Consider the following 20,131-nt stretch of genomic DNA (forward strand, 5'->3'; position numbering starts at 1 on the left):
ACTCACTCCCCTTGAATCAGGCAACACTCAGGCTAGAGCAAGTTAATCTGTTTACAAAGCTGAAAACCCAACACCCAGGCAATCAGCAAGGATACCCCATATTGCAAGATATTGGCTTGGAAGTTTTTCAGGGCGATCGCATTGCCATTGTAGGGCCAGTAGGCGCTGGTAAAACTTCGTTATTACGCCTCCTCAACCGCCTAATTGAACCTACCAGTGGCAAAATCTATCTAGAAAATCAAGAATATCACCAAATTCCTGTCATCCAGCTACGGCAGATGGTTGTACTTGTATTGCAAGAGTCAAGGCTATTAGGGATGACAGTTCAGCAAACCTTGGCTTATCCTTTAGTTTTGCGTGGTTTGCCCAAACAGACAATTCAGCAACGAATCAGTTATTGGACAGAACAACTGCATATTCCCACTGAATGGTTAGGGCGAACTGAGGTACAACTTTCTGCGGGACAACGACAACTAGTAGCGATCGCTCGTGCCTTACTCATCCAGCCTAAAATACTATTATTAGATGAGCCAACCTCTGCCCTTGATGCTGGTACAGCTTCTCATCTAATGCAAGTCTTAACCCAGTTGAGTCAAACTCATCAAACCACGATTCTGATGGTAAATCACCAACTGGAACTTGCCCAGATGTTTTGCACTAGGTTATTACACTTACAACAAGGTCATTTATCCGCGAATCAAACAGTTTCTGAAATCGACTGGATTGAATTACGAGAAAGCCTAATTAAAGCAGAAACTCAAGACGATTTTGGATTTTAGATTTTGAATGAGTCAGGAAACAAAAGTCAAGAGGCGTTATCTTACCTTCCCAATTCCCAATGCCCAATTCCCATCAAACCTGACTACTACTAAGTGTCGAACGTTGATTATTAAATCTTTCTCTAGCTAACTTTGTTGTTTGTGATTGTGAAATATTGCTATTCAAAATTTCCATGTTAAAACGGTATCCAACATTGCGGATAGTTTGAATCAAGTTCGGTTGACGAGGGTCAAGTTCCACCTTTTTCCGCAGCGACAAAACGTGAGTATCAATGGTACGAGGGTTATCGATAGCATCAGGCCAAGCACGACGTAGCAATTCCGACCTACTCAGAGGTACTCCTCCAGCTTGAGCCAAAACGTACAGCAAACTGAATTCTTGAGGCGTTAAATCGATAAACTCCCCCTGAAAGCGGACACGACGCTGAACTAAATCGATTTGCAAAGTGCCATAATCCAAATAAGCTGGTGCAGTAGGTGTGCGTTTCCGACGAATCAGCGCCTCTACCCGTGCTAAAAACTCTTGCATCCCAAAAGGTTTGCTCAGGTAATCATCTGCACCCGCTTTTAAACCTGCGACAATATCACCTTCACTATTACGGGCAGATAGCATTAAGATTAAAGGCTGCTCCTGACGATGCAACCAACGACAAAATTCAATGCCATCGCCATCAGGCAAGTCTGCATCTAATACTACCAGTGTTGGTTGATGGCTTAAAAATACTTCCCTTGCTTGATAAATACTGGCAGCTTGATGTACGCGGTATTCTAGCTGTTGCAAGTGCCAACCCAACAACGACCTCAGATGGGGATTCCCCTCAATGATTTCTATACAAACCGAACCCACGGCGGCAAGACCCCTTAGCGTCTGATGACTTTCAAAGTAACAAGCCTGTCACTAAGGTTTTGTAGCCTTTGTTACTTCAATTGCTATTAGCTTTACATTTCCTCATAAGAAGCGTAGCAATATCTTTAATTTATGCCTTGCCGGAAGGCAATTAGAAATATTATTAAATTTTTATTAAATTTTTCAGCAGTGTTGTTATACTTATCAAAAATTCTCTCAGCTTAACATTCTGCTTTTACATGGTGTAATGTAGCAAATATCTAAAATTCAATCAGCTAAGAGTTAATGCAACAGCTTTTTAACCTGATGGTAGGAGATTTTTTCGCAAAAATTAGTGCCCGTATCCAAGAACATAACACCAATACAATTGGGCTATGGACATGAAAATTAGAAAAATAATTTACCAGGAAACCAGAATCAATGTTTTCTGGAATAGGATTAAAGTAGCGTGTAGCTGCTATGAGGGTACTACCCAAAGTAGATGTGTTGACTTTGAGTTGATGTCAAAGTGAAATTACACTTCACATTTGAGCGTGAATCATTTACAATTCTCATTCCAAGAGATTAATACAGCAGTTATGCTCCAAGACACACAAACCATCCGCTATTACCAAAGACTTACCGACGCCTTCGCCGAGTTATGGAATCGCGGTTATCGCACGGATGATATGCGGATGTATTTGGATGGATATCTAGCCGCATTGCGACAAAGTAACGTCATTGAACCTTATTTGATTCATCGTCTAGAAGAGGAGGCCAGCCGCTACTTGTACGATGGATCAAACTTTGCAGTGCCACAACCACAGCCCCAACCCGATTACTACTAAGTACCATTTATTTGGTAGTTGATAGTAACCGTTGATTACCGCAGATGATTATAGCATATTATCTGTATTGGTCAATGCTTTGCCGTGGTGTGAGATTTTGGAGATATTGTATTGATTAAACGCATCCCCTCAGCCCTATATTGGTTTTGCCAATGTGACTGAGGGGATTGTTGACTAAGTATGAAATCAAGCCAACAGATAGGATTACTATTTGATTTGTGAACTAAATTAGGTATTGTAGATTGTGTTAGAACGAAGTTCGTAACGCACTATTATCACAGGTTTGATGCCGTACTCTGCGGCTCACATCCTACGGATATTTTCTCCAAATTAAACCGGATTCCTATAGATAAATATTTTTGTCCGCAACCTATTAAAAAACCTTGAAAGAGGAGACATTATTTCTCTCCCCTTTCAAGGAAATTAAAACGGCATATTGCCTTGATTGCGTAAATAAGAACTAGGAAGCTAGTGCTACTTCTACCTTTTGTTGCAATTCACCTTTTTGGTACAGTTCAATCAAGATGTCAGAACCACCAACGAATTCACCATTGATATACACTTGGGGAATTGTTGGCCAGTTGGAGTATTCTTTAATTCCCTGACGGATTTCAGAGTCTGAGAGAACATCAACCGTCTCGAAAGGAACTCCCAAGGTATTGAGAATCTGCACAACGTTGTTGGAGAAACCACACTGGGGCATTAATTTGTTTCCCTTCATGAAAACTACAATCTTGTTCTGTTGTAGTAAGTTATCAATTTTGTCTTTGAGTTCTGGTGTCATGGTATTTGTGTTTCCTATGTTGCATTAATAGAGTAAGGAGTGAAGAGTGAGGAGTTAAAAATTCATAATTCATAACTCTTAACTTCTAACTTCTAACTCCTAACTTCAGGAACTTGCTGTTGCTTGCCAATTTTCGGGAGTGTATGTTTTTACTGCCAAGGCATGAATCGCTTCAGTTGACATAGCTTGACCCAACGCACCATAAACTAACTGGTGCTGTTGCACTAGTCCTTTACCTGCAAAGTGCGATGAAACTACTGTCACTTGATAGTGGTCGCCGCCACCAGTCAAGTCTTGCACCTGAACTTGTGCGTCTGGCAGTTCCGCCTTGATCATTGCCTCAACCTGCTGCGGACTAATCATCGCAATTCCTGAAAAAACTTACTTTTCTATTATTAACAGATATAGAGCAAAAGCCTGTGCCAACTTCAGATATTTGGCAAGACTAGGGATAAATACGCCTCTGAGGTAGATTTTTGAGAAGGCCGGGTCAAAGCTACGGCAGATAATCACATCCTAGCACTGGGGCGTTCCAAGGTGCTGCTCAAGGAGAGAAGGATTTGAAATAGGTGGGATATCAAGAAAAACACCTAACGCCAATTTAATTTATTTTTTTTGGGATGAGGAAGATGAACTACCACCTTCTCTTGGATAGGGAGAATCAACAAAACCCAACTCAAACAACTGTTTATAAGCTTTTTTGCCTAAATCCCGTGTTGGGTTTTGACTCTTAATTATTTGAACCAACAATGGCACAGCTAATTCTGGCTGATTTTGTGCCCGATGTACCAATGCTAGCTGAAAGGTGGCTTCATCCCGCTTTTGGGCTGTTAAGAGAGCTTTTTGACGCTGAGAATCAGAAACTCTATTGTCAATTCCCGAAAAGCTGGAGTTTAACTCTTGATAAAAATTAGATAGCTGATTATAAACCTGACGTGCTTCTTGGAGTTTCTTAGCAGCTAAAGGATAGTTTTGAGCAGAAACGGCTTGTTCTGCCTCTTTGACTAAGCGATCGCCACCATCAATGCTCAAAAGGCTGTTATTTTGGGTTATGGGGCGCAGGTTATTGGGAGCGTTAGGATCAATAGGTTGTGGGCTATTAGTGCCTGGTGACTGTGATACCTGAGCATTCACAGGTGATAGCACGCTAAGGACTGCTATGACTGATAAAAGGGTACGGTGCATCAAGGTAACAGAGGCAGCAGTGTTCATGGGAATCAATTAGTGCGACAACTATATAAAAAAGTTATGGAAACTTCGGGTATCTTAACTCTGTTTTGGTCTTGGACAAAGCGAAGTTACATCCTAAGTATCCCTGATTTAGGACTGAAAATTGCTTTAAGAGAGTTCCCATTGCCCCTGTATACTAACTAACTTAAATATAGGACTAGTATTTGATTTTTGAACAAATCTAAGTATAGTAGGGTGTGTTACGGCTTCCGTAACGCACCAGAAGCTTAGAATGGTGTGTTACGCTGTCGCTAACACACCCTACGTATCTTTTCAAAAATCAAATACTAGTCCTATAGTTGTAATGAGCGATACCTACAGTGGACTTGGTTAATAATGCATTAATTCCCCTGATATTCTTTCTCATCGGTTCACTAGCGACCAACTTGTAACTATCTAACTGAAGTAGTAAGAATGTTTCTGATCGATCAATTAAGTCGCTTGCAGAAAATTCTTAGCTATTTACTCAAAAAAATGCCAATTTGCCTGAATATCCCATCAAGAGTAGATAATCTATATATGTATACATCCTCAACGGTTGCAAAATACTACCAAATCTTTGGTAACTTATTCAGAATGTATATAGCAGTTAGCTAATTAGTGTGAAATTTTCAAAACGTGAAGTTTCTGAATCATGCACGGTTAACGCTCAATAGTTAAGAGGCAATCTTAGGACTCTTGCCCTTTGACGAGATCAAGAATTAGTAATTTCCGCAAATGCGTGATTAGTAATTTTTGTTTCTTGATGGCTTAATTGTTGCAATGCCTTTCCTAAATCAGTTGTGATGTTTTTGGCATCGTGTTTTATACAGCTACTCATGTAATCCGCTACTTTGATTGGGGAGCCAATGTCAATACTCACATCTGTGCCCCAATTGGGATAAGGTTGGCTGTAATTGATGCCTATGGGTATGATTCTAACTCCCAGCCCGGAATGACTAGATTCAGCACTCAAAGCAAGACGAGCAATTCCCGGTTTCAACTGGTGAACTTGGCCATCACGAAAAATATTACCTTCTGGAAAAATTACCAGGGTTTTTTTCTGCTGAAGTAACTCAACTCCATGTCGCAGTGTGCGGATTGACGGATGCTTAGAATTTACAGGAAACCCCCCCAAACGTTTGACAAACCAGCCTTGCAAACCTTGGCATTCGTCAGCTGTTACCATAAACCGCAGGTCTTGTTCTCTCCGACAATCAGCCGTAGCGTAGGGTACAAGTAATGCATCCCAACGCGCCCGATGTGTAGGCGCAAGGATAATAGGCCCAGTTATAGGGATATTTTTTTGTCCGGTTATTCTAATTTGTCCAAAGAATAATGGTAATAGGCAGTGACGACCTAATGAATATGCCAGAGGACTTAACCAAGGAGAAACCTTTGAGGTAGTACCAGCCACCTGATGATTTACTGGTGTGTGCTGGCAGGTATCGGATGAAGAGTGAAATTCCATCATGACGGATGCAGCTGATTGACGGGTAAAAATTTAACGAAAAGCCTGATTAGTTACACCGTAGATTCTCTTGCGTGACTTGTGTCGTACTAGATGGACAGTTTTACCTCTGTCCGTTAGTTTACCTTACGTCGCCTAGTAGCAAACCAAGCCTGTAATTGTTGACGACAAGCTGACTCTAGAATGCCTCCAATGACCTGGAGACAGTGATTAGATGCAGCACTATCGGGTATGTTAATAACTGTACGAATTGCGCCAGTTTTTGTATCGTCTACTCCATATACAAGTTGTCCTACACGCGCTTGCAAAATAGCACCCGCACACATTGGACACGGTTCAAGGGTTACGTAAAGAGTACATTCATTAAGATGCCAATTTTGTAAAGTTGTTGCAGCTGTTTTAAGAGCGAGAATTTCCGCATGGGCGGTAGGGTCTTTGTCGCGCTCTTTTCTATTTTCTCCTTGTGCCAGCAATTTGCCTGTTGAATCAATGATAACAGCACCTACTGGGACTTCACCTGCTTCACCGGCTGCTTTTGCTAATTCTAGGGCACAATTCATCCATTGTTGATGTATAAGATATTCTGCATATTTAGTTAACATATTTTTATCAATATAAAAATTTTAAAATTATGCTCGCTTTTGGACGGGCGAGATAGTTATAGCAACAGTCAAGGTGGTTAGGACATCAACAGATGATGAAACTTAGACACAAAAGGACTTTTCACCCAGTCCCCAGTCCCTTGCTATAACGGGAAATGGGTGGTTATAAACCGCGTCTACACAAACAAAACCCACCTCCACGGGTTAAAAAACCTTAATTTAGCCGTTAGTTTGCGGAGGCGGTCTACCCTGCGGGTTCGCCAATGGGGTACGTTTGTGGCTAATTTGATTACTAAATAGCGACTTGGGCTAAAAGGGGATCGAGTTGGCTTTGTGTGTCTAGTTGATAGAGGTCATCGCAGCCGCCAATGTGCTGGTTATTAATGAAAATTTGCGGTACGGTACGTCTTCCGTTAGCGCGTTCTGCCATTTTCGCTCTGGCTGCTTCGTCGCCGTCAATTTTGTATTCAGTGAAATTTACACCTTTCCACCACAGCAGCATTTTGGCTCGAATGCAGTAAGGGCAAGTTTGCCAGGTGTAAAGTTCGACGTTGGCTTTAACTAGCTCTGGATGGCGATTTAATAGGGGATTAAGAAAGTCCAGCATATTTATTTAAGCAAGGTTTTAACTATGTCTCTAGCCTAGAACATTGCTTACCGCATCGGCGCTGGAACCCACTTTTGGAAACCCTCTAAATGATTCCAGTAAGCCAAATATCCAGTTAATGCCCAAATTAAAGCTGCGACTATCAGCACTGCTACACCAATTAGCCGCCAGGTTCGGTTGGTTTTCCAATAGAGGGTTGGCGCTGCAAAAATACCACCTAAGCCGGTTAGAATAAAGCCGATTCCTGATAAAAGCGGTTGCTTTGTTAAATTCAAGTTGATAATGCGAATACCCACTACGATCGCAACTACGCCAGCAAAAAAGCCATAAATTGCTATTGTGAATAAATCCCAACCTTGAGCAAGGGAAACCGCAGCTGCAACAAATAATATTCCAAATAAAACACTTGTCTCACCGAAGGCTATGTTAAAGCTACCGATAACTGGCCAGGTGAAACTCATGTGTAAACCAGTTGTTAGTGCGATCGCACCTGTAATCCCAAAACCGGGAATCCACTGTCTCTGATTAGAACTATCTATACCACGATACACATAATCAGCTAGTAGAAATAACCCAGCTACCATATTGATCAACATGAGTGTGATGTAGTCTATAAACACGATTCACCTCTTAATTTGACAAGCTAACTACTCTGCGCCTCGTTTCTTGGTTTTGAGTGAATTCACCAGCTTTTTTTCTTTATTATTTTATACCTAAAGATAAACACTGAAGAAAAGCAATGTTGTATACATAAACTGCTACCCATTTGTGCAAGTTCTTAACTTAGTTACTTTTAAACACGCTTTATACTGGAGTAGTTAGGAGTAAAAAATAAGGATGTGTTAACTGGCACTTTTGTAACCAGTTAGCAGTAAAACTTAACTTTCTTCCACGTGTATCCGCCCTTTGGTAGACTTGAAAACTGAAATGGCCAGATAAAGCGGCGGAAATTCAAGCAGTTGAGAGGGCAGACTCTGTGGAAAATACACTTGGGTTAGAGATTATTGAAGTAGTAGAGCAAGCCGCGATCGCATCCGCAAAGTGGATGGGTAAAGGCGAAAAAAACATCGCTGACCAGGTAGCTGTGGAAGCTATGCGGGAACGGATGAATAAAATCTATATGCGCGGTCGCATTGTGATTGGAGAAGGCGAACGTGACGACGCGCCTATGTTATACATCGGAGAAGAAGTTGGTATTTGTACTCAACCAAATGCCGAAGCTCTGTGTAACCCTGATGAACTAGTTGAAATTGATATCGCCGTTGACCCCTGTGAAGGTACGAACTTGGTAGCTTATGGACAACCTGGTTCGATGGCTGTCTTGGCAATTTCTGAAAAGGGTGGATTATTTGCTGCTCCTGACTTTTACATGAAAAAGTTAGCAGCACCTCCCGCAGCTAAGGGCAAGGTAGACATCAACAAGTCAGCAACAGAAAACCTGAAGATTCTCTCTGAGTGTCTAGAGCGCTCGATTGAAGAACTCGTAGTCGTGGTAATGAAGCGCGAACGCCACAACGATTTAATTAAAGAAATCCGTGAGGCTGGAGCGAGAGTCGCCCTAATTTCAGATGGTGATGTGGGTGCAGCTATCAGCTGTGGTTTTGCTGGAACTAATATCCACGCGCTGATGGGTATCGGTGCGGCTCCTGAAGGTGTAATCTCGGCAGCAGCAATGCGTGCTTTGGGTGGACACTTCCAAGGTCAACTGATCTACGATCCCGCAGTAGTGAAAACAGGTCTGATTGGAGAAAGCAGAGAAGCCAACATTGATCGCTTAAAGTCTATGAATATCAATGACCCCGATAAGGTCTATGATGCTCATGAACTAGCATCTGGTCAAACTGTTCTGTTCGCTGCTTGCGGCATTACCAGTGGTAATCTCATGGAAGGTGTACGTTTCTTCAGCGGTGGAGCAAGAACTCAAAGCTTGGTAATTTCCAACCAATCGAATACGGCTCGATTTGTTGATACAATTCACATGTTTGGTAAACCCAAGACTCTCCAACTGAACTAATTTTTAGGGAATGGGGAATGGTAAAAGTAGGGGCGAAGCATTTGGAGATAAATCTTTCTATATAAGGGAAAAGTAGTCACCCAAATGTTTCATTCTTACAGTAGTTAGTAGTTAGTAGTTAGTGATTATTTGTTGTTTGTTGCTAGTAAAAACTACCAATCAATAAACAACAATTCCCCATTCCCTATTGTCACTCAATGCCCTATTTTCAAACTACCAACTAGTAACTACGATTTAGCAAATGAATATAGCAGTGGTGGGGTTAAGCCATAAAACAGCCCCAGTAGAAGTCCGGGAAAAACTAAGCATTCCAGAACCACAAATTGAAAGTGCGATCGCTCAACTGGCCAGCTATCCTCATATTGATGAAGTTGCAATTCTTAGCACTTGTAACCGCCTGGAAATTTATATTGTTAGCAGTGAAGCAGACCAAGGTATTCGAGAAATAACGCAGTTTCTTGCAGAATATAGTAAATTGCCCGTGCTTTCTCTGCGACAGCATTTATTTATGTTGCTACATGATGATGCAGTGATGCACGTTATGCGCGTAGCAGGTGGTTTAGATAGTTTGGTACTCGGAGAAGGTCAAATTCTGGCTCAGGTGAAAACAACGCACAAACTGGGACAGCAATATAACGGTATAAAAACCATTTTGAATCGATTATTTAAACAAGCGCTAACAGCAGGTAAGCGAGTTCGGACTGAAACTAGTATTGGTACTGGCGCTGTCTCTATTAGTTCGGCAGCTGTGGAATTAGCACAGATAAAAGTGGCAAATTTAGCTGCTTGTCGAGTGGTAATTCTGGGCGCTGGTAAAATGTCACGGCTGCTGGTGCAACATCTAATTTCTAAAGGTGCGGTGGAAATTAGTATTGTAAATCGCTCTCGTGAACGTGCAGAGGAATTAACGAAGCAGTTCCCTCAGCAACCGATCCAAATTCATCCGCTATCGGAAATGATGACTGTAATTGCCAATAGCGATTTAGTATTTACAAGTACTTCTGCAACAGAGCCAATACTTGACCGTGCCAAATTGGAAATGGTTTTAGAAGTTCAGCGTTCTTTAATGTTATTTGATATCTCTGTGCCGCGTAACGTTCATGCAGATGTAAATGAACTGGAAAATGTGCAGGCGTTTAATGTGGATGATTTGAAAGCTGTAGTAGCGCAAAACTACGAAAGCCGTCGGAAGATTGCACAAGAAGCCGAGCGACTTTTAGAGGAAGAAGTAGAAGCTTTTGATATTTGGTGGCGCAGTTTAGAAACTGTTACCACTATTAGCTGTCTGCGAAATAAAGTCGAAACCATCCGCGAACAAGAGTTAGAAAAAGCTTTGTCGAGATTGGGTTCGGAATTCGCTGAAAAACATCAAGAGGTAATTGAAGCATTAACGCGGGGAATTGTCAATAAAATTTTACACGACCCGATGGTACAGTTGCGATCGCAGCAAGATGTGGAAGCCAGAAGGCGCTGTATGCAAACTCTACAAATGCTGTTCAACCTAGATGCAGAGGAACAGTTTAGTTAAACTGAACAACAAAATCCCCGATTTCTATGAGAAGTTGGGGATCTTAGCTTTTAAATTAGATATACTTCTAATTAGACATCTATCTAATTAGAAGTTAGTTATGCAACCAGATCAATTTAATATCTTACTGCGCTTTTTCAAGGCATTAGCGGATGATAGCCGATTGAAGATCGTAGGTATCCTGGCAAATCAGGAGTGCAGCGTCGAAGAATTGGCGGCGCTACTGCAACTCAAGGAACCGACGGTATCCCATCATTTAGCGAAACTTAAAGAGCTAAATTTGGTGACAATGCGCCCGGAGGGGAATAGCCATCTGTATCAATTAGATAGCGAGGCTTTGCAAAGCATCAGTAAGGAAATTTTCACACCTGAAAAAATAGCATCTTTGATTGAAGATGTGGATACTGAGGCTTGGGAAAACAAAGTATTGAAAAACTATTTTGAGGACGATTACCTCAAAGAAATTCCTGCTAGTCGCAAAAAGCGTCTAGTTATTCTCAAGTGGTTAGCAAACCAGTTTGATGTCGGAGTCAACTATCCTGAACGCCTGGTAAATGACATTCTTAAACGTTACCATCCTGACTGCGCTACCCTGCGACGGGAATTCATTGCTTGCCAGTTAATGCAGCGAGAGAATGGGGTTTATTGGCGTACAACATAAATATGAAAGATGAATAAGTAACCGCACAATCAATCATAGGTCGTATATTTATGCAATTAGAAACACAAAAATTCTATTACACACCTGAAGAGTATTTAGAAATTGAAGAAAAAGCGGAATATAAAAGCGAATACCGTGATGGAGAGATTGTACCGATGACGGGTGGCACTACAAATCATAATAAAATTGCTTTGAATTTAGCTGCATCCTTAAAAATTGGTTTAAGGCGTAAAAATTATGATGTTTATATTGGTGATGTGCGTTTATGGATACCTCGTTATCGGCAGCATACATATCCTGATGTGATGGTGATTGAGGGACAACCTATTTATACAGGAACCAGCACAACAACGGTTATGAACCCGATGTTAATTGCTGAAGTTTTATCTAAATCAACTAAAAATTATGACCAAGGCGATAAGTTTCTTTATTATCGCTCTATTCCCGAATTCAAGGAATATATTTTAATTGACCAATATCAGTATCATGTGATGCAATATGTAAAAACTGCGGAAAGTCAATGGTCATTCACTGAACTTGAACATGAATCTGCAATTTTATCACTGCAAACGGTTGATTTTCAAATTGAATTGCGCGACCTTTATGAGCAAGTAAATTTTGCAGAAAATAACGAAGATTAAAAAATAAAGCTCTGATTCACCCCGAATGCTGATTCAGTCAAAAAAAATTAACTTAAAATTGTTTAGTGAGTAGCTACCAAAGTTCTTCACTAAATTTGTGTTTCTTCCTCGGTAAAGATAGGAGGCCACAATTCAGTAACCAGCAATTCCCAACCGGGAAAAAGTTCTGGTATGGTTAAAATATCGCCATTTTCTAAAACTGTCGGTTCGCCTGTAGAGCGATAAATTGTAACTGTCTCTTTATCAGGATCGATCAGAATCCCGACGATCGCTCCTAATTCTATAAATTTTAAAATCTTAGCTACTATAAGTTTAATTTGATCGCTCTGAGATTTAATTTCTACCACCAAGTCAGGGACAAGTTCTCCAAAGTAACGAGGACTTTGGAGAAGTCGGGAAGCGCGAACAAAGGAAACATCAGGTGCTTTGAGGTTTGTATCTGGCATGATGAAACCGCCAGCAGAATCAAATACTCTTCCCCAACGACGAGGATTTATCCAGGCAAAAAGAAAGGCAATGAGACGACTACTGATTTCGCTGGATACAATATCTGACGGGCCCATTATTGAAATTTTCCCATTTTCGAGTTCCAGCTGGTAATCTAAACCTGCTTCGTTAAAAGCGGTTTGAACTTGCTCTAAATCTTTGACTGTCATTATTGACATAGATTTTTTCGACTACAGAACGTGAGCCAAATTTCCGAATATTTGATGCCTGTGTGCGACTTTTTGACTTTGGACAAGTAACAGTATTCATTTACTTTTATTTGTTATAAGTCAAATCATTAAGTATAGCCCTTCCTAAGCAACTGAGATACACTCAAATCTTTTGTACCAAGCTTAGTAGCTTTAAAAACGTACCTCACCAGATCGGGAACCACTATATATGACATAAACAGAAAGCTAATCGCACTCTATTTTCCCAAATATGCCTCTAAAACTTTAGGATTGCTTTGAATTTCTGCTGGTGTACCGTCAGCCAAATTCTGCCCTTCGGCAAGTACCCAAACGCGATCGCACAAGGACATAATCACATCCATATTGTGTTCGATAATCAGAAAAGTCATCCCATCTTGGCGGTTCCAAGTGAGAATGCGATCGCAAATATCATCAATCAGTTTCGGATTCACCCCAGCAGCTGGTTCATCCAACAAAATTAACTTGGGATTAGTCATCAGCGCCCGTCCCATTTCCAGCAGCTTACGTTGTCCACCAGATAAGCAACCAGCGTAATCGTGTGCTTTTTTTGCCAAGCCTACTGATTCTAACAGGAACATTGCCCGCTCTTGCAGTTGCTTTTCTTCTTTAGCGACAATGTGCGGCTGCAACTGTACTTGCCAAAAATTCTCACCTGTTTGTTTTTGCGCTGCCAGCAGCATATTTTCTAACACCGACAACCGTGAGAGAGTCCGTGCAACCTGAAAGGTGCGGATTACTCCCTGCTGGGCGATTTGATATGGTTGCAAATTGTGAATCGGTTCGCCGTCAAAAATCACTCGTCCTTTATCTGGGCGGATGAAGTTTGAAAGTAAGTTAAAGAAAGTCGTTTTACCAGCACCATTAGGGCCAATCAAGCCCGTAATGCTGCCTTTAGCAACTTCAATTTTCGCCTCATTAACTGCTTTGATTCCACCAAAGCTTTTAGAAAGTCCAGTGGCTACCAAAAGGGGAAGTGGTGGTGACTGGTTATTTACCAAGGGTAAGTTCCTCCTTTTTCCCTAGAATACCTTGAGGTCGCCAAATCATCAGTATCATCAGAATTAATCCGATTACCACGATCCGAAATGCACCCAAACGAGCTTCATCAAGGGGGATGATTCTGGGTAAGACTTCTCGCGTTAGTGCATCGTAAGCAAAGTAAATTACTGCACCTAAGATTGTGCCAACATTATTTCCAGAACCCCCTAAAATGACCATGATCCAAGTGTCAAAGGTAAGCTGCGGTTGGAAGTTATCGGGGTAAATGGCGGCCAGTTGCCAAGCAAAGAAAGCACCAGCGATACCTGCGATCGCACCCCCTAACATTAATGATTGTAATTTATACCAAAAGACATTTTTTCCCAGCGCCTTGGGAATTTCTTCATCTTCACGGATGGCTTTGAGAATTCTACCCCAAGGCGATCGCACCAAAATTTCTAAACGCCAGTATACAAGTGCTAAAACTAACAGCAACACCAGCATTAAACCCGCTTTTGGGTTGTAATTATACAGTCCGATTACCCCAGAAATATAAATCGCTGCCGCCAAAGCTGCTAACACAATTCCCACAACTAAGCGGGATATAAATTCTTGTTTACTAGTTGTCCTTTTCCCTAAATCAGTAGTCCGAGATATTTGGGTGGTACGAATCCATCGCCACAATGAAAAGAAAGTTACAGCAGCTAGTAGCGTTAACAACCCAATCATTACTAATCTGACAAACAAATTCGGCTCGGTAGATAGTGGTATGGGATAACTTTGCACCCCAAATGCCCCAGAAACCCAGGTATCACCCACAGGTAATTCTTGGTTATTTACCACCAGACGAATTAATTCGCCTGTACCGATGGTGACAATTCCTAGATAATCTTCGCGTAAGCGTAGAGTTGCAAAACCAATTATCAAACCCAACAAGGCGGCGACAATAGCCCCAGCCACTGCTGATATTAGTAGGGGTACGCCCTTTAAGTTTAATAATACGGTTGTATATGCTCCCAGAGTCATGAAAGCAATATGACCAAAGTTAATTAACCCCGTAAAGCCCCACTGTAAATTGAGTCCTAAACCGAATAGAGCAAAAAGTGCTGTAGAAATTGCTAAGAAAATTAGATAGTCAACCATTTTAATTTGGGAATTGGGAATTGGGAATTGGAAATTGGGAATTGGGAATTGGGAATTGGGCATTGGGAATTGGAAATTGGGAATTGGAAATTGGAAATTGGGAATTGGAAATTGGAAATTGAGTATAGTTATTCTCCTTGTCCCCCTGCTCCCCTGCTCCCTGCCCCCCTGCCCCCTGCCCCCCTGCCCCCCTGCCCCCTGCTCCCTGCCCCCTGCCCCCTGCCCCCCATCCTCTTCACTGGGCGAATAAATTTTAGCCTAGCTTGAGCATAGTGCTACATTGCCGTTAACCTTTGCTAATTTTGTGGGAATACTATTTATTGTTGGTGTTTGCTGGTAGGGAATAGTTGACGTATGAATTTGCTGCGGCTTAGAATGCATCACTTAATTGAGCAGTTAGGCGATGACGATTTGCAAGACATTTGGAACGTTCTCGAAGCTTTACATTATGACTTTTATATGCTCAAAGCTATACAAAAAGTCAAGCGATCGCAGCAACCGTGGGATATCTTAACTCATGAAGAAGCGATACGACTGTTGATGTTTTTCTGATTCAGCAGCGCCGAGTCCTTAGTACTGCCTCTTTACTCAGCACTCACTACTCAGCACTATTTTTTAAGGTAACGCCTAGTGAGTCTAGAAATGCGCTATGCAAGGTCTTTTTTACTAGACCTGAAAAATTTAGAACCTGCCGCCTACGAGCGGGTGCATGATTTTGTCTTTATTGAGTTAGCCCAAAAGTGGCAACTGAGCGATTTAAAAGAACTGCGACAGCTTGATAATGAGGGCATTTTTCACCGTTTTACCCTAGATAATTACCTGATTGGTATAGAAATTAGGGGTGAAATTGTGAAATTTCTGCGTGTCATCCCTATGCCAGATGTTTAAAGTCAAGAGTCAAGGGAACACTGAAAACTGTAAACTGTATAAGGCTAGGCAGGGATCGCTATAACCTTCCATTAAACTGGTTTTTGAAAAACACTTTATTTGAGATTTCCCTATGGATGCTAGGGCACTTTGGCAACGATACCAAAACTGGTTATATTTCCACGAGGGATTAGGACTGTACTTAGATATAAGTCGAATTCGGTTCGATGATCCCTTTGTGGAATCGTTGCAGCCGAAGTTTGACAAGGCGTTTGCGGATATGGCTCAACTGGAGAAGGGTGCGATCGCAAATCCCGACGAGAATCGCATGGTTGGACACTACTGGCTGCGAAATCCTGATTTAGCGCCAACTCCAGAACTTACACAAGAAATTGTCCAAACCCTAGAACAAATTGAAGCCTTTGCGGAAAAAGTCCAAACAGGTGCTATTCATCCTCCTAGAGCAAGCCGCTTCACGGATATTATCTCCATTGGCATTGGTGGTTCCGCTCTCGGCCCCCAATTCGTCGCGGAAGCTCTTGCTCCTGATTTCCCGCCCCTGAAAATTCACTTTATCGATAATAACGATCCGGCAGGTATCGATCGCGTTATCAATCATCTACGAAATAGCCTCGCCAGCACTTTGGTATTGGTGATTTCCAAATCTGGGGGAACGCCGGAACCCCGCAACGGCATGATTGAAGTTAAAAAAGCCTACGCCGGACACAATTTGGAATTTGCTCAATACGCGGTAGCAATTACCAGCGTTGATAGCAACCTCGATAAACTAGCCAAAGAGGAAGGTTGGCTAGCCAGATTTCCCATGTATGACTGGGTAGGAGGACGCACCTCAGAAATGTCTGCTGTGGGACTAGTACCAGCCGCATTGCAGGGCATTGATGTTCGCGCCATGCTAGATGGTGCAAAAGAAATGGATGACGCTACCCGCGTCCCAGATGTGAAAAATAACCCAGCAGCCTTGCTTGCTTTGTCTTGGTACTTTACAGGCAATGGAAAGGGCGAAAAAGATATGGTTGTCCTACCTTACAAGGACAGCTTATTTTTATTCAGCCGCTATTTGCAACAGCTGGTGATGGAATCCTTGGGCAAGGAAAAAGACTTAGATGGTAAGGTTGTCCATCAAGGCATCGCCGTTTATGGCAACAAAGGCTCAACAGATCAACACGCTTACGTCCAGCAGTTGCGTGAAGGTGTAGCGAATTTCTTTGCTACCTTCGTCGAAGTGTTGGAAGATCGTCAAGGGCCATCCACTGAAATAGATCCGGGAGTTACATCAGGCGATTATCTTTCCGGTTTTCTCCAAGGAACCCGACAAGCGCTTTATGAAAATCACCGCGATTCGATTACAGTTACCATTCCCCAAGTTAACCCCCGAACTGTAGGGGCATTAATAGCTTTGTATGAACGTGCTGTTGGTTTATACGCTAGCTTGGTCAACATCAACGCCTACCATCAACCAGGCGTAGAAGCTGGCAAAAAAGCTGCTGCCTCCATTCTCGATTTGCAAACACGAGTGGTAGCAGTGCTACAAAAAGAAAAAGCTCCTATTTCTCTTGAAGAACTCGCAAAGAAAGCAGGTGCATCAGAGCAAGTTGAGGCAATTTATAAAATTTTGCGTCATATCCATGCCAATCAGCGAGGTGTGGTTTTGCAAGGCGATCTTCACAAACCCGACAGTTTAACCGTTTCTGCTAGCTGATAGCTCTAGTCTACACATCACAATTTTGTACATAATTGTTGTATCAGCAACAATTTTTTATTGTGAAGCATCCTAGATAGAAGTTTTATCTTCCGTCTAGGATGCTTCACTGTATGATTCGTAATTCATAATTAAGTTAAATTTAATTTTGTGAATTTTGACGCAGCTATATCTATAATGCTCAGATCCCCGGCTTCTTTAAGAAGTCGGGGATCTTTTTGTTCGTGACTCCTGCACGGATTACTATATACATCATTACGAATTATGTTAGCGCAGCATTAGCGAGTACATGAGCGTCATTACTACTTACCAAGAGGCGTTGATTAAAATAGCTCTTGGGTAAGAAACAACGATCGAGTAAAAAAGGATTGCTGGTATCTCCAGATAATAGATTACCCAGCTTTTCTCGATGACAAAATGGTGGCACAATTCCCCACTCTTCTGCTAGCCAAATCCAGTATCCTATGTCAATTCTGCCGTAATTTGAACCTGTGAGAATCTCTCCAACACTGTTGTTGATAGATACTATTTCTGGCGATGATTTAATTTCAATTAATAGCCAACCTAACTCTTCTACAGAAAAGGAATAGCCATGATCGGCAGCTATATTGACGAAATGCTGCGGATCTTTAGCAATGAGCAATTCTTCTTTGAGAGATGGCGTTTTTTGTGCAAAATCAAAAAGATCCCAAATCTGTCTTCTAGTAACTAGAAACCACGCAAGTTCTTCTGCCATCAAACTGTAACCGTTTTCCTTTGCTAGCTTAAGAAACGGATCAATGCTATCGGTTTCGGCTAGTTGACTTTTCAATTGGAAAGTTTGCTCTACTAGTGACAAAAAATCAATAATCTTTTGCCATGTAAGTCTATCAAATTTTTTGTTAAGTTTTATTTTTTCTTGCCAGTAAATATATTTATCTTCTTTAAGAAAGAAATTCCAAATTTGATAATACATGGATCATCTCACCTAAGTTTTAAACTTACTACAGTGAATTATTAATGAACACCAGTGTAGTCAGTATAATGTGTTTCTTCGACAGTACCAAATCTCTGATCTAATGTAAATCAAGTCACACAGTGGGTAAGTATAAAATTTTTGTAAGGTTTGTCACTATAAATAAAAGATACTGAGAAAAAAATGAAGATAGCGATCGCTGCGGTGGGTTGTGCGATCGCACTTTATTGCTTCTCATAAAATAAACTTAAGTCAATAGATAGTATTAATTATTCATAAATGAATTAACCGCAAAATAACTTGCACTTCAATTATTTTGAAACGAACCGCAATCGCGCAGCATCTCGTTAGAGAAGGACGCAAAGAACGCGAAGGTAAGAAAAGAAATATATTTTGCTATTTTTAGTTAATAGGTAAATCGCGCAGGAAGTAAAAGCGATCGCTATTCCAATCACTGCCTTTTATTCGTCCTAAATAGCCTGTTAATGGTGAAGAAAGTTCTATCAGTAAATCGTGAACTACTTCATCATTTAGCCGGGGATTATGAGTAGCATTGTAATGAACACGAATTTCTGTAACGGTGAAACTCGGATGGGTAGCTTTTGCAGTTTCGTTGTCTTGTTCAGAGAGTTGTTTGACTGCTGTGATTATCTGCGATCGCAATTTAATCTCTCTCTCAGCTTTATCAATATATTCATCAATTTTATAGTCAATTTGCCCAGGTTCTAGATATTGCTGTAATTCTACTAAATTAATAGCACCTGGATATTTTGCTTTTAATTCAACGAGTTTTTGTAAAGTCATAGCATTTATAATACTTACTTCCCATTCTTTAGCAGCTTTTAGTGTATCTGTCGATGGATTACCAGGGCCAATTACTAACTTAGCTGAAGTTAATACTTGAGTTTTACCTAAATGCATTCCACCAAGTTTGAGTAATTCCTCAACAGTACGACTCGGAATAAGCTTACCTGCCTTACATTCACAAACAATAGGGTAAGGTTTTGAACAATATAAATCTAAGCCTCCAGCACCACCCTTGAAAGCACTTTCAACTTTGAAGCCTAAAAACTCCAGGCTTTGACGTGCGATGTTTTCAAAATCTGTACCAGCTTGGTAGTTGCTTTTTTTCTCATCTTGTTCGATACTGCGATCGCCCAATGATGCAATATTATTTATCCAAACTAAATTTGCATTGGGTTGCTTAATTAGCTTGTCACTACTCCAACCCAAAAATACTTTGATATCGTCGTCTAATTGTTTGGCGGCTGGTTGGCTAATGCTTAGGGATGCGATCGCACTCTGCAATTCTTCTAATTCAGGATGCACTGAGGGTTCTAGCTTTTCTAACTGGCGTTTGCGTTGGGCGAAGGTGCGATCGTTTAATACTGGGTTAACTTCAGAAACCGTTAGAGAATTAGGTAAACTAACAAATTTCCCTAGCTTTTCCTGAATATTGGTACTAACTAATATTTCTTGTAACTCAGGTAACTGATAGACACGCAAGTAAGCCAAGAAAAGATACTGTTGCTTTTGTAGTATCTCCTTCAATACTTTTGGTGTCCATATTGTTAACTTAGACAAAATATCTAATGGCTTAGTCTCATCTAAAATTTGGCAAAGTTCACATTTAGCCCAAGCTTTAATTGAAGCTGAAGAGTCAGCAGGATAGAGTGCAAATCTCTGCCCAGGACGAATAAACATCTTGGGTAAAGCTGCCATTGTTCGCCCCTGTATTAAGGCTTCAATATCAGGCACAGGTAAACATAGCCCTGTTGGAATTGAAAACTGCTGATTCAT

At 41.2% G+C, this 20,131-nt stretch carries 23 protein-coding genes; 9 read left to right on the forward strand and 14 right to left on the reverse strand.

What is annotated here, in order from left to right:
- Window positions 1-11 precede the first annotated feature (11 nt).
- Window positions 12-779: an ATP-binding cassette domain-containing protein gene (locus tag RMZ41_RS05475; RefSeq protein WP_409874760.1), complete on the forward strand. Its 768-nt coding sequence runs from the start codon at window positions 12-14 to the stop codon at window positions 777-779.
- Window positions 780-852: 73 nt separating this feature from the next.
- Here the strand turns inward: RMZ41_RS05475 and RMZ41_RS05480 are convergent, their stop codons facing one another.
- Window positions 853-1,626, reverse strand: a complete 774-nt coding sequence (locus tag RMZ41_RS05480; protein WP_322640589.1) for a response regulator transcription factor — start codon at window positions 1,624-1,626, stop codon at window positions 853-855.
- 578 nt (window positions 1,627-2,204) lie between these two features.
- Between RMZ41_RS05480 and RMZ41_RS05485 the strand changes: the two genes are divergently transcribed.
- Complete coding sequence (locus tag RMZ41_RS05485) at window positions 2,205-2,453, forward strand: DUF6761 family protein (protein ID WP_322640653.1); 249 nt, start codon at window positions 2,205-2,207, stop codon at window positions 2,451-2,453.
- 460 nt (window positions 2,454-2,913) lie between these two features.
- Here the strand turns inward: RMZ41_RS05485 and grxD are convergent, their stop codons facing one another.
- From grxD to RMZ41_RS05520, 7 genes are all read right to left on the reverse strand, one after another.
- Window positions 2,914-3,237, reverse strand: a complete 324-nt coding sequence (gene grxD / locus RMZ41_RS05490; protein WP_322640590.1) for a Grx4 family monothiol glutaredoxin — start codon at window positions 3,235-3,237, stop codon at window positions 2,914-2,916.
- 105 nt (window positions 3,238-3,342) lie between these two features.
- Entirely contained in the window at window positions 3,343-3,600 is a 258-nt protein-coding gene (locus RMZ41_RS05495; protein WP_322640591.1) for a BolA family transcriptional regulator, read from the reverse strand.
- 243 nt (window positions 3,601-3,843) lie between these two features.
- Entirely contained in the window at window positions 3,844-4,449 is a 606-nt protein-coding gene (locus RMZ41_RS05500) for a hypothetical protein (RefSeq protein ID WP_322640592.1), read from the reverse strand.
- A gap of 712 nt (window positions 4,450-5,161) precedes the next feature.
- A complete protein-coding gene (locus tag RMZ41_RS05505) occupies window positions 5,162-5,920 on the reverse strand; it encodes a 1-acyl-sn-glycerol-3-phosphate acyltransferase (protein ID WP_322640593.1) in 759 nt (252 codons plus the stop codon).
- 113 nt (window positions 5,921-6,033) lie between these two features.
- The gene (tadA, locus tag RMZ41_RS05510; RefSeq protein ID WP_322640594.1) at window positions 6,034-6,519 is read right to left on the reverse strand and encodes a tRNA adenosine(34) deaminase TadA; all 486 of its coding nucleotides are present in this window, start codon (window positions 6,517-6,519) and stop codon (window positions 6,034-6,036) included.
- Between the two features lie 292 nt (window positions 6,520-6,811).
- The gene (grxC, locus tag RMZ41_RS05515; protein WP_322640595.1) at window positions 6,812-7,126 is read right to left on the reverse strand and encodes a glutaredoxin 3; all 315 of its coding nucleotides are present in this window, start codon (window positions 7,124-7,126) and stop codon (window positions 6,812-6,814) included.
- A gap of 47 nt (window positions 7,127-7,173) precedes the next feature.
- Complete coding sequence (locus RMZ41_RS05520) at window positions 7,174-7,746, reverse strand: DUF981 domain-containing protein (RefSeq protein ID WP_322640596.1); 573 nt, start codon at window positions 7,744-7,746, stop codon at window positions 7,174-7,176.
- 356 nt (window positions 7,747-8,102) lie between these two features.
- On the opposite strand from RMZ41_RS05520, the gene glpX reads away from it, so the two are divergent.
- The 4 genes from glpX to RMZ41_RS05540 all read left to right on the forward strand — a co-directional run bounded on the left by glpX (window position 8,103) and on the right by RMZ41_RS05540 (window position 11,970).
- Window positions 8,103-9,140, forward strand: coding sequence for a class II fructose-bisphosphatase (gene glpX / locus RMZ41_RS05525; protein ID WP_322640597.1), 1,038 nt, complete (start codon window positions 8,103-8,105; stop codon window positions 9,138-9,140).
- Window positions 9,141-9,381: 241 nt separating this feature from the next.
- On the forward strand, window positions 9,382-10,668 hold the full coding sequence (locus RMZ41_RS05530) for a glutamyl-tRNA reductase (RefSeq protein WP_322640598.1): 1,287 nt from the start codon (window positions 9,382-9,384) through the stop codon (window positions 10,666-10,668).
- 100 nt (window positions 10,669-10,768) lie between these two features.
- On the forward strand, window positions 10,769-11,329 hold the full coding sequence (locus RMZ41_RS05535; protein WP_322640599.1) for a metalloregulator ArsR/SmtB family transcription factor: 561 nt from the start codon (window positions 10,769-10,771) through the stop codon (window positions 11,327-11,329).
- A 50-nt stretch (window positions 11,330-11,379) separates the two neighbouring features.
- Window positions 11,380-11,970 (forward strand): Uma2 family endonuclease, encoded by a 591-nt coding sequence (locus RMZ41_RS05540; protein WP_322640600.1) that lies wholly within the window; start codon window positions 11,380-11,382, stop codon window positions 11,968-11,970.
- Between the two features lie 89 nt (window positions 11,971-12,059).
- Here RMZ41_RS05540 and RMZ41_RS05545 read toward each other — a convergent pair whose 3' ends face one another.
- The 3 genes from RMZ41_RS05545 to RMZ41_RS05555 form a co-directional block, all read right to left on the reverse strand.
- Window positions 12,060-12,635: a Uma2 family endonuclease gene (locus tag RMZ41_RS05545; protein ID WP_322640601.1), complete on the reverse strand. Its 576-nt coding sequence runs from the start codon at window positions 12,633-12,635 to the stop codon at window positions 12,060-12,062.
- Between the two features lie 248 nt (window positions 12,636-12,883).
- On the reverse strand, window positions 12,884-13,666 hold the full coding sequence (locus RMZ41_RS05550; protein WP_322640602.1) for an ABC transporter ATP-binding protein: 783 nt from the start codon (window positions 13,664-13,666) through the stop codon (window positions 12,884-12,886).
- On the reverse strand, window positions 13,656-14,789 hold the full coding sequence (locus RMZ41_RS05555; RefSeq protein WP_322640654.1) for a branched-chain amino acid ABC transporter permease: 1,134 nt from the start codon (window positions 14,787-14,789) through the stop codon (window positions 13,656-13,658). Before RMZ41_RS05555 ends, RMZ41_RS05550 begins: the two co-directional genes overlap by 11 nt.
- Window positions 14,790-15,143: 354 nt before the next feature.
- Here RMZ41_RS05555 and RMZ41_RS05560 point away from each other — a divergent pair, with 354 nt between their 5' ends.
- From RMZ41_RS05560 to RMZ41_RS05570, 3 genes are all read left to right on the forward strand, one after another.
- The gene (locus tag RMZ41_RS05560; RefSeq protein ID WP_322640603.1) at window positions 15,144-15,341 is read left to right on the forward strand and encodes a hypothetical protein; all 198 of its coding nucleotides are present in this window, start codon (window positions 15,144-15,146) and stop codon (window positions 15,339-15,341) included.
- Window positions 15,342-15,419: 78 nt separating this feature from the next.
- On the forward strand, window positions 15,420-15,677 hold the full coding sequence (locus RMZ41_RS05565; protein WP_174712487.1) for a cytotoxic translational repressor of toxin-antitoxin stability system: 258 nt from the start codon (window positions 15,420-15,422) through the stop codon (window positions 15,675-15,677).
- Between the two features lie 112 nt (window positions 15,678-15,789).
- Window positions 15,790-17,376, forward strand: a complete 1,587-nt coding sequence (locus tag RMZ41_RS05570) for a glucose-6-phosphate isomerase (protein WP_322640604.1) — start codon at window positions 15,790-15,792, stop codon at window positions 17,374-17,376.
- A gap of 262 nt (window positions 17,377-17,638) precedes the next feature.
- Here the strand turns inward: RMZ41_RS05570 and RMZ41_RS05575 are convergent, their stop codons facing one another.
- The 3 genes from RMZ41_RS05575 to RMZ41_RS05585 all read right to left on the reverse strand — a co-directional run bounded on the left by RMZ41_RS05575 (window position 17,639) and on the right by RMZ41_RS05585 (window position 20,131).
- The gene (locus RMZ41_RS05575) at window positions 17,639-18,331 is read right to left on the reverse strand and encodes a Nif11-like leader peptide family natural product precursor (protein ID WP_322640605.1); all 693 of its coding nucleotides are present in this window, start codon (window positions 18,329-18,331) and stop codon (window positions 17,639-17,641) included.
- Between the two features lie 115 nt (window positions 18,332-18,446).
- Complete coding sequence (locus tag RMZ41_RS05580; protein WP_322640606.1) at window positions 18,447-18,569, reverse strand: hypothetical protein; 123 nt, start codon at window positions 18,567-18,569, stop codon at window positions 18,447-18,449.
- Between the two features lie 164 nt (window positions 18,570-18,733).
- The gene (locus RMZ41_RS05585; RefSeq protein ID WP_322640607.1) at window positions 18,734-20,131 is read right to left on the reverse strand and encodes a DUF1802 family protein; all 1,398 of its coding nucleotides are present in this window, start codon (window positions 20,129-20,131) and stop codon (window positions 18,734-18,736) included.

The sequence above is a fragment of the Nostoc sp. DedVER02 genome, assembly GCF_034530675.2.
Classification (GTDB): Bacteria; Cyanobacteriota; Cyanobacteriia; order Cyanobacteriales; family Nostocaceae; genus Nostoc.

What these genes read in the sequence shown, in the direction of transcription:
- RMZ41_RS05580 (WP_322640606.1), bottom strand. Translation starts at nt 18,569, where the DNA reads ATGAGAAGCAATAAAGTGCGATCGCACAACCCACCGCAGCGATCGCTA.
- RMZ41_RS05530 (WP_322640598.1), top strand. Translation starts at nt 9,382, where the DNA reads ATGAATATAGCAGTGGTGGGGTTAAGCCATAAAACAGCCCCAGTAGAA.
- grxC (WP_322640595.1), bottom strand. Translation starts at nt 7,126, where the DNA reads ATGCTGGACTTTCTTAATCCCCTATTAAATCGCCATCCAGAGCTAGTT.
- RMZ41_RS05545 (WP_322640601.1), bottom strand. Translation starts at nt 12,635, where the DNA reads ATGTCAATAATGACAGTCAAAGATTTAGAGCAAGTTCAAACCGCTTTT.
- RMZ41_RS05560 (WP_322640603.1), top strand. Translation starts at nt 15,144, where the DNA reads ATGAATTTGCTGCGGCTTAGAATGCATCACTTAATTGAGCAGTTAGGC.
- RMZ41_RS05585 (WP_322640607.1), bottom strand. Translation starts at nt 20,131, where the DNA reads ATGAATCAGCAGTTTTCAATTCCAACAGGGCTATGTTTACCTGTGCCT.
- RMZ41_RS05540 (WP_322640600.1), top strand. Translation starts at nt 11,380, where the DNA reads ATGCAATTAGAAACACAAAAATTCTATTACACACCTGAAGAGTATTTA.
- RMZ41_RS05495 (WP_322640591.1), bottom strand. Translation starts at nt 3,600, where the DNA reads ATGATTAGTCCGCAGCAGGTTGAGGCAATGATCAAGGCGGAACTGCCA.
- RMZ41_RS05575 (WP_322640605.1), bottom strand. Translation starts at nt 18,331, where the DNA reads ATGTATTATCAAATTTGGAATTTCTTTCTTAAAGAAGATAAATATATT.
- grxD (WP_322640590.1), bottom strand. Translation starts at nt 3,237, where the DNA reads ATGACACCAGAACTCAAAGACAAAATTGATAACTTACTACAACAGAAC.
- RMZ41_RS05505 (WP_322640593.1), bottom strand. Translation starts at nt 5,920, where the DNA reads ATGATGGAATTTCACTCTTCATCCGATACCTGCCAGCACACACCAGTA.
- RMZ41_RS05485 (WP_322640653.1), top strand. Translation starts at nt 2,205, where the DNA reads ATGCTCCAAGACACACAAACCATCCGCTATTACCAAAGACTTACCGAC.
- RMZ41_RS05500 (WP_322640592.1), bottom strand. Translation starts at nt 4,449, where the DNA reads ATGAACACTGCTGCCTCTGTTACCTTGATGCACCGTACCCTTTTATCA.
- RMZ41_RS05555 (WP_322640654.1), bottom strand. Translation starts at nt 14,789, where the DNA reads ATGGTTGACTATCTAATTTTCTTAGCAATTTCTACAGCACTTTTTGCT.
- tadA (WP_322640594.1), bottom strand. Translation starts at nt 6,519, where the DNA reads ATGTTAACTAAATATGCAGAATATCTTATACATCAACAATGGATGAAT.
- RMZ41_RS05570 (WP_322640604.1), top strand. Translation starts at nt 15,790, where the DNA reads ATGGATGCTAGGGCACTTTGGCAACGATACCAAAACTGGTTATATTTC.
- RMZ41_RS05535 (WP_322640599.1), top strand. Translation starts at nt 10,769, where the DNA reads ATGCAACCAGATCAATTTAATATCTTACTGCGCTTTTTCAAGGCATTA.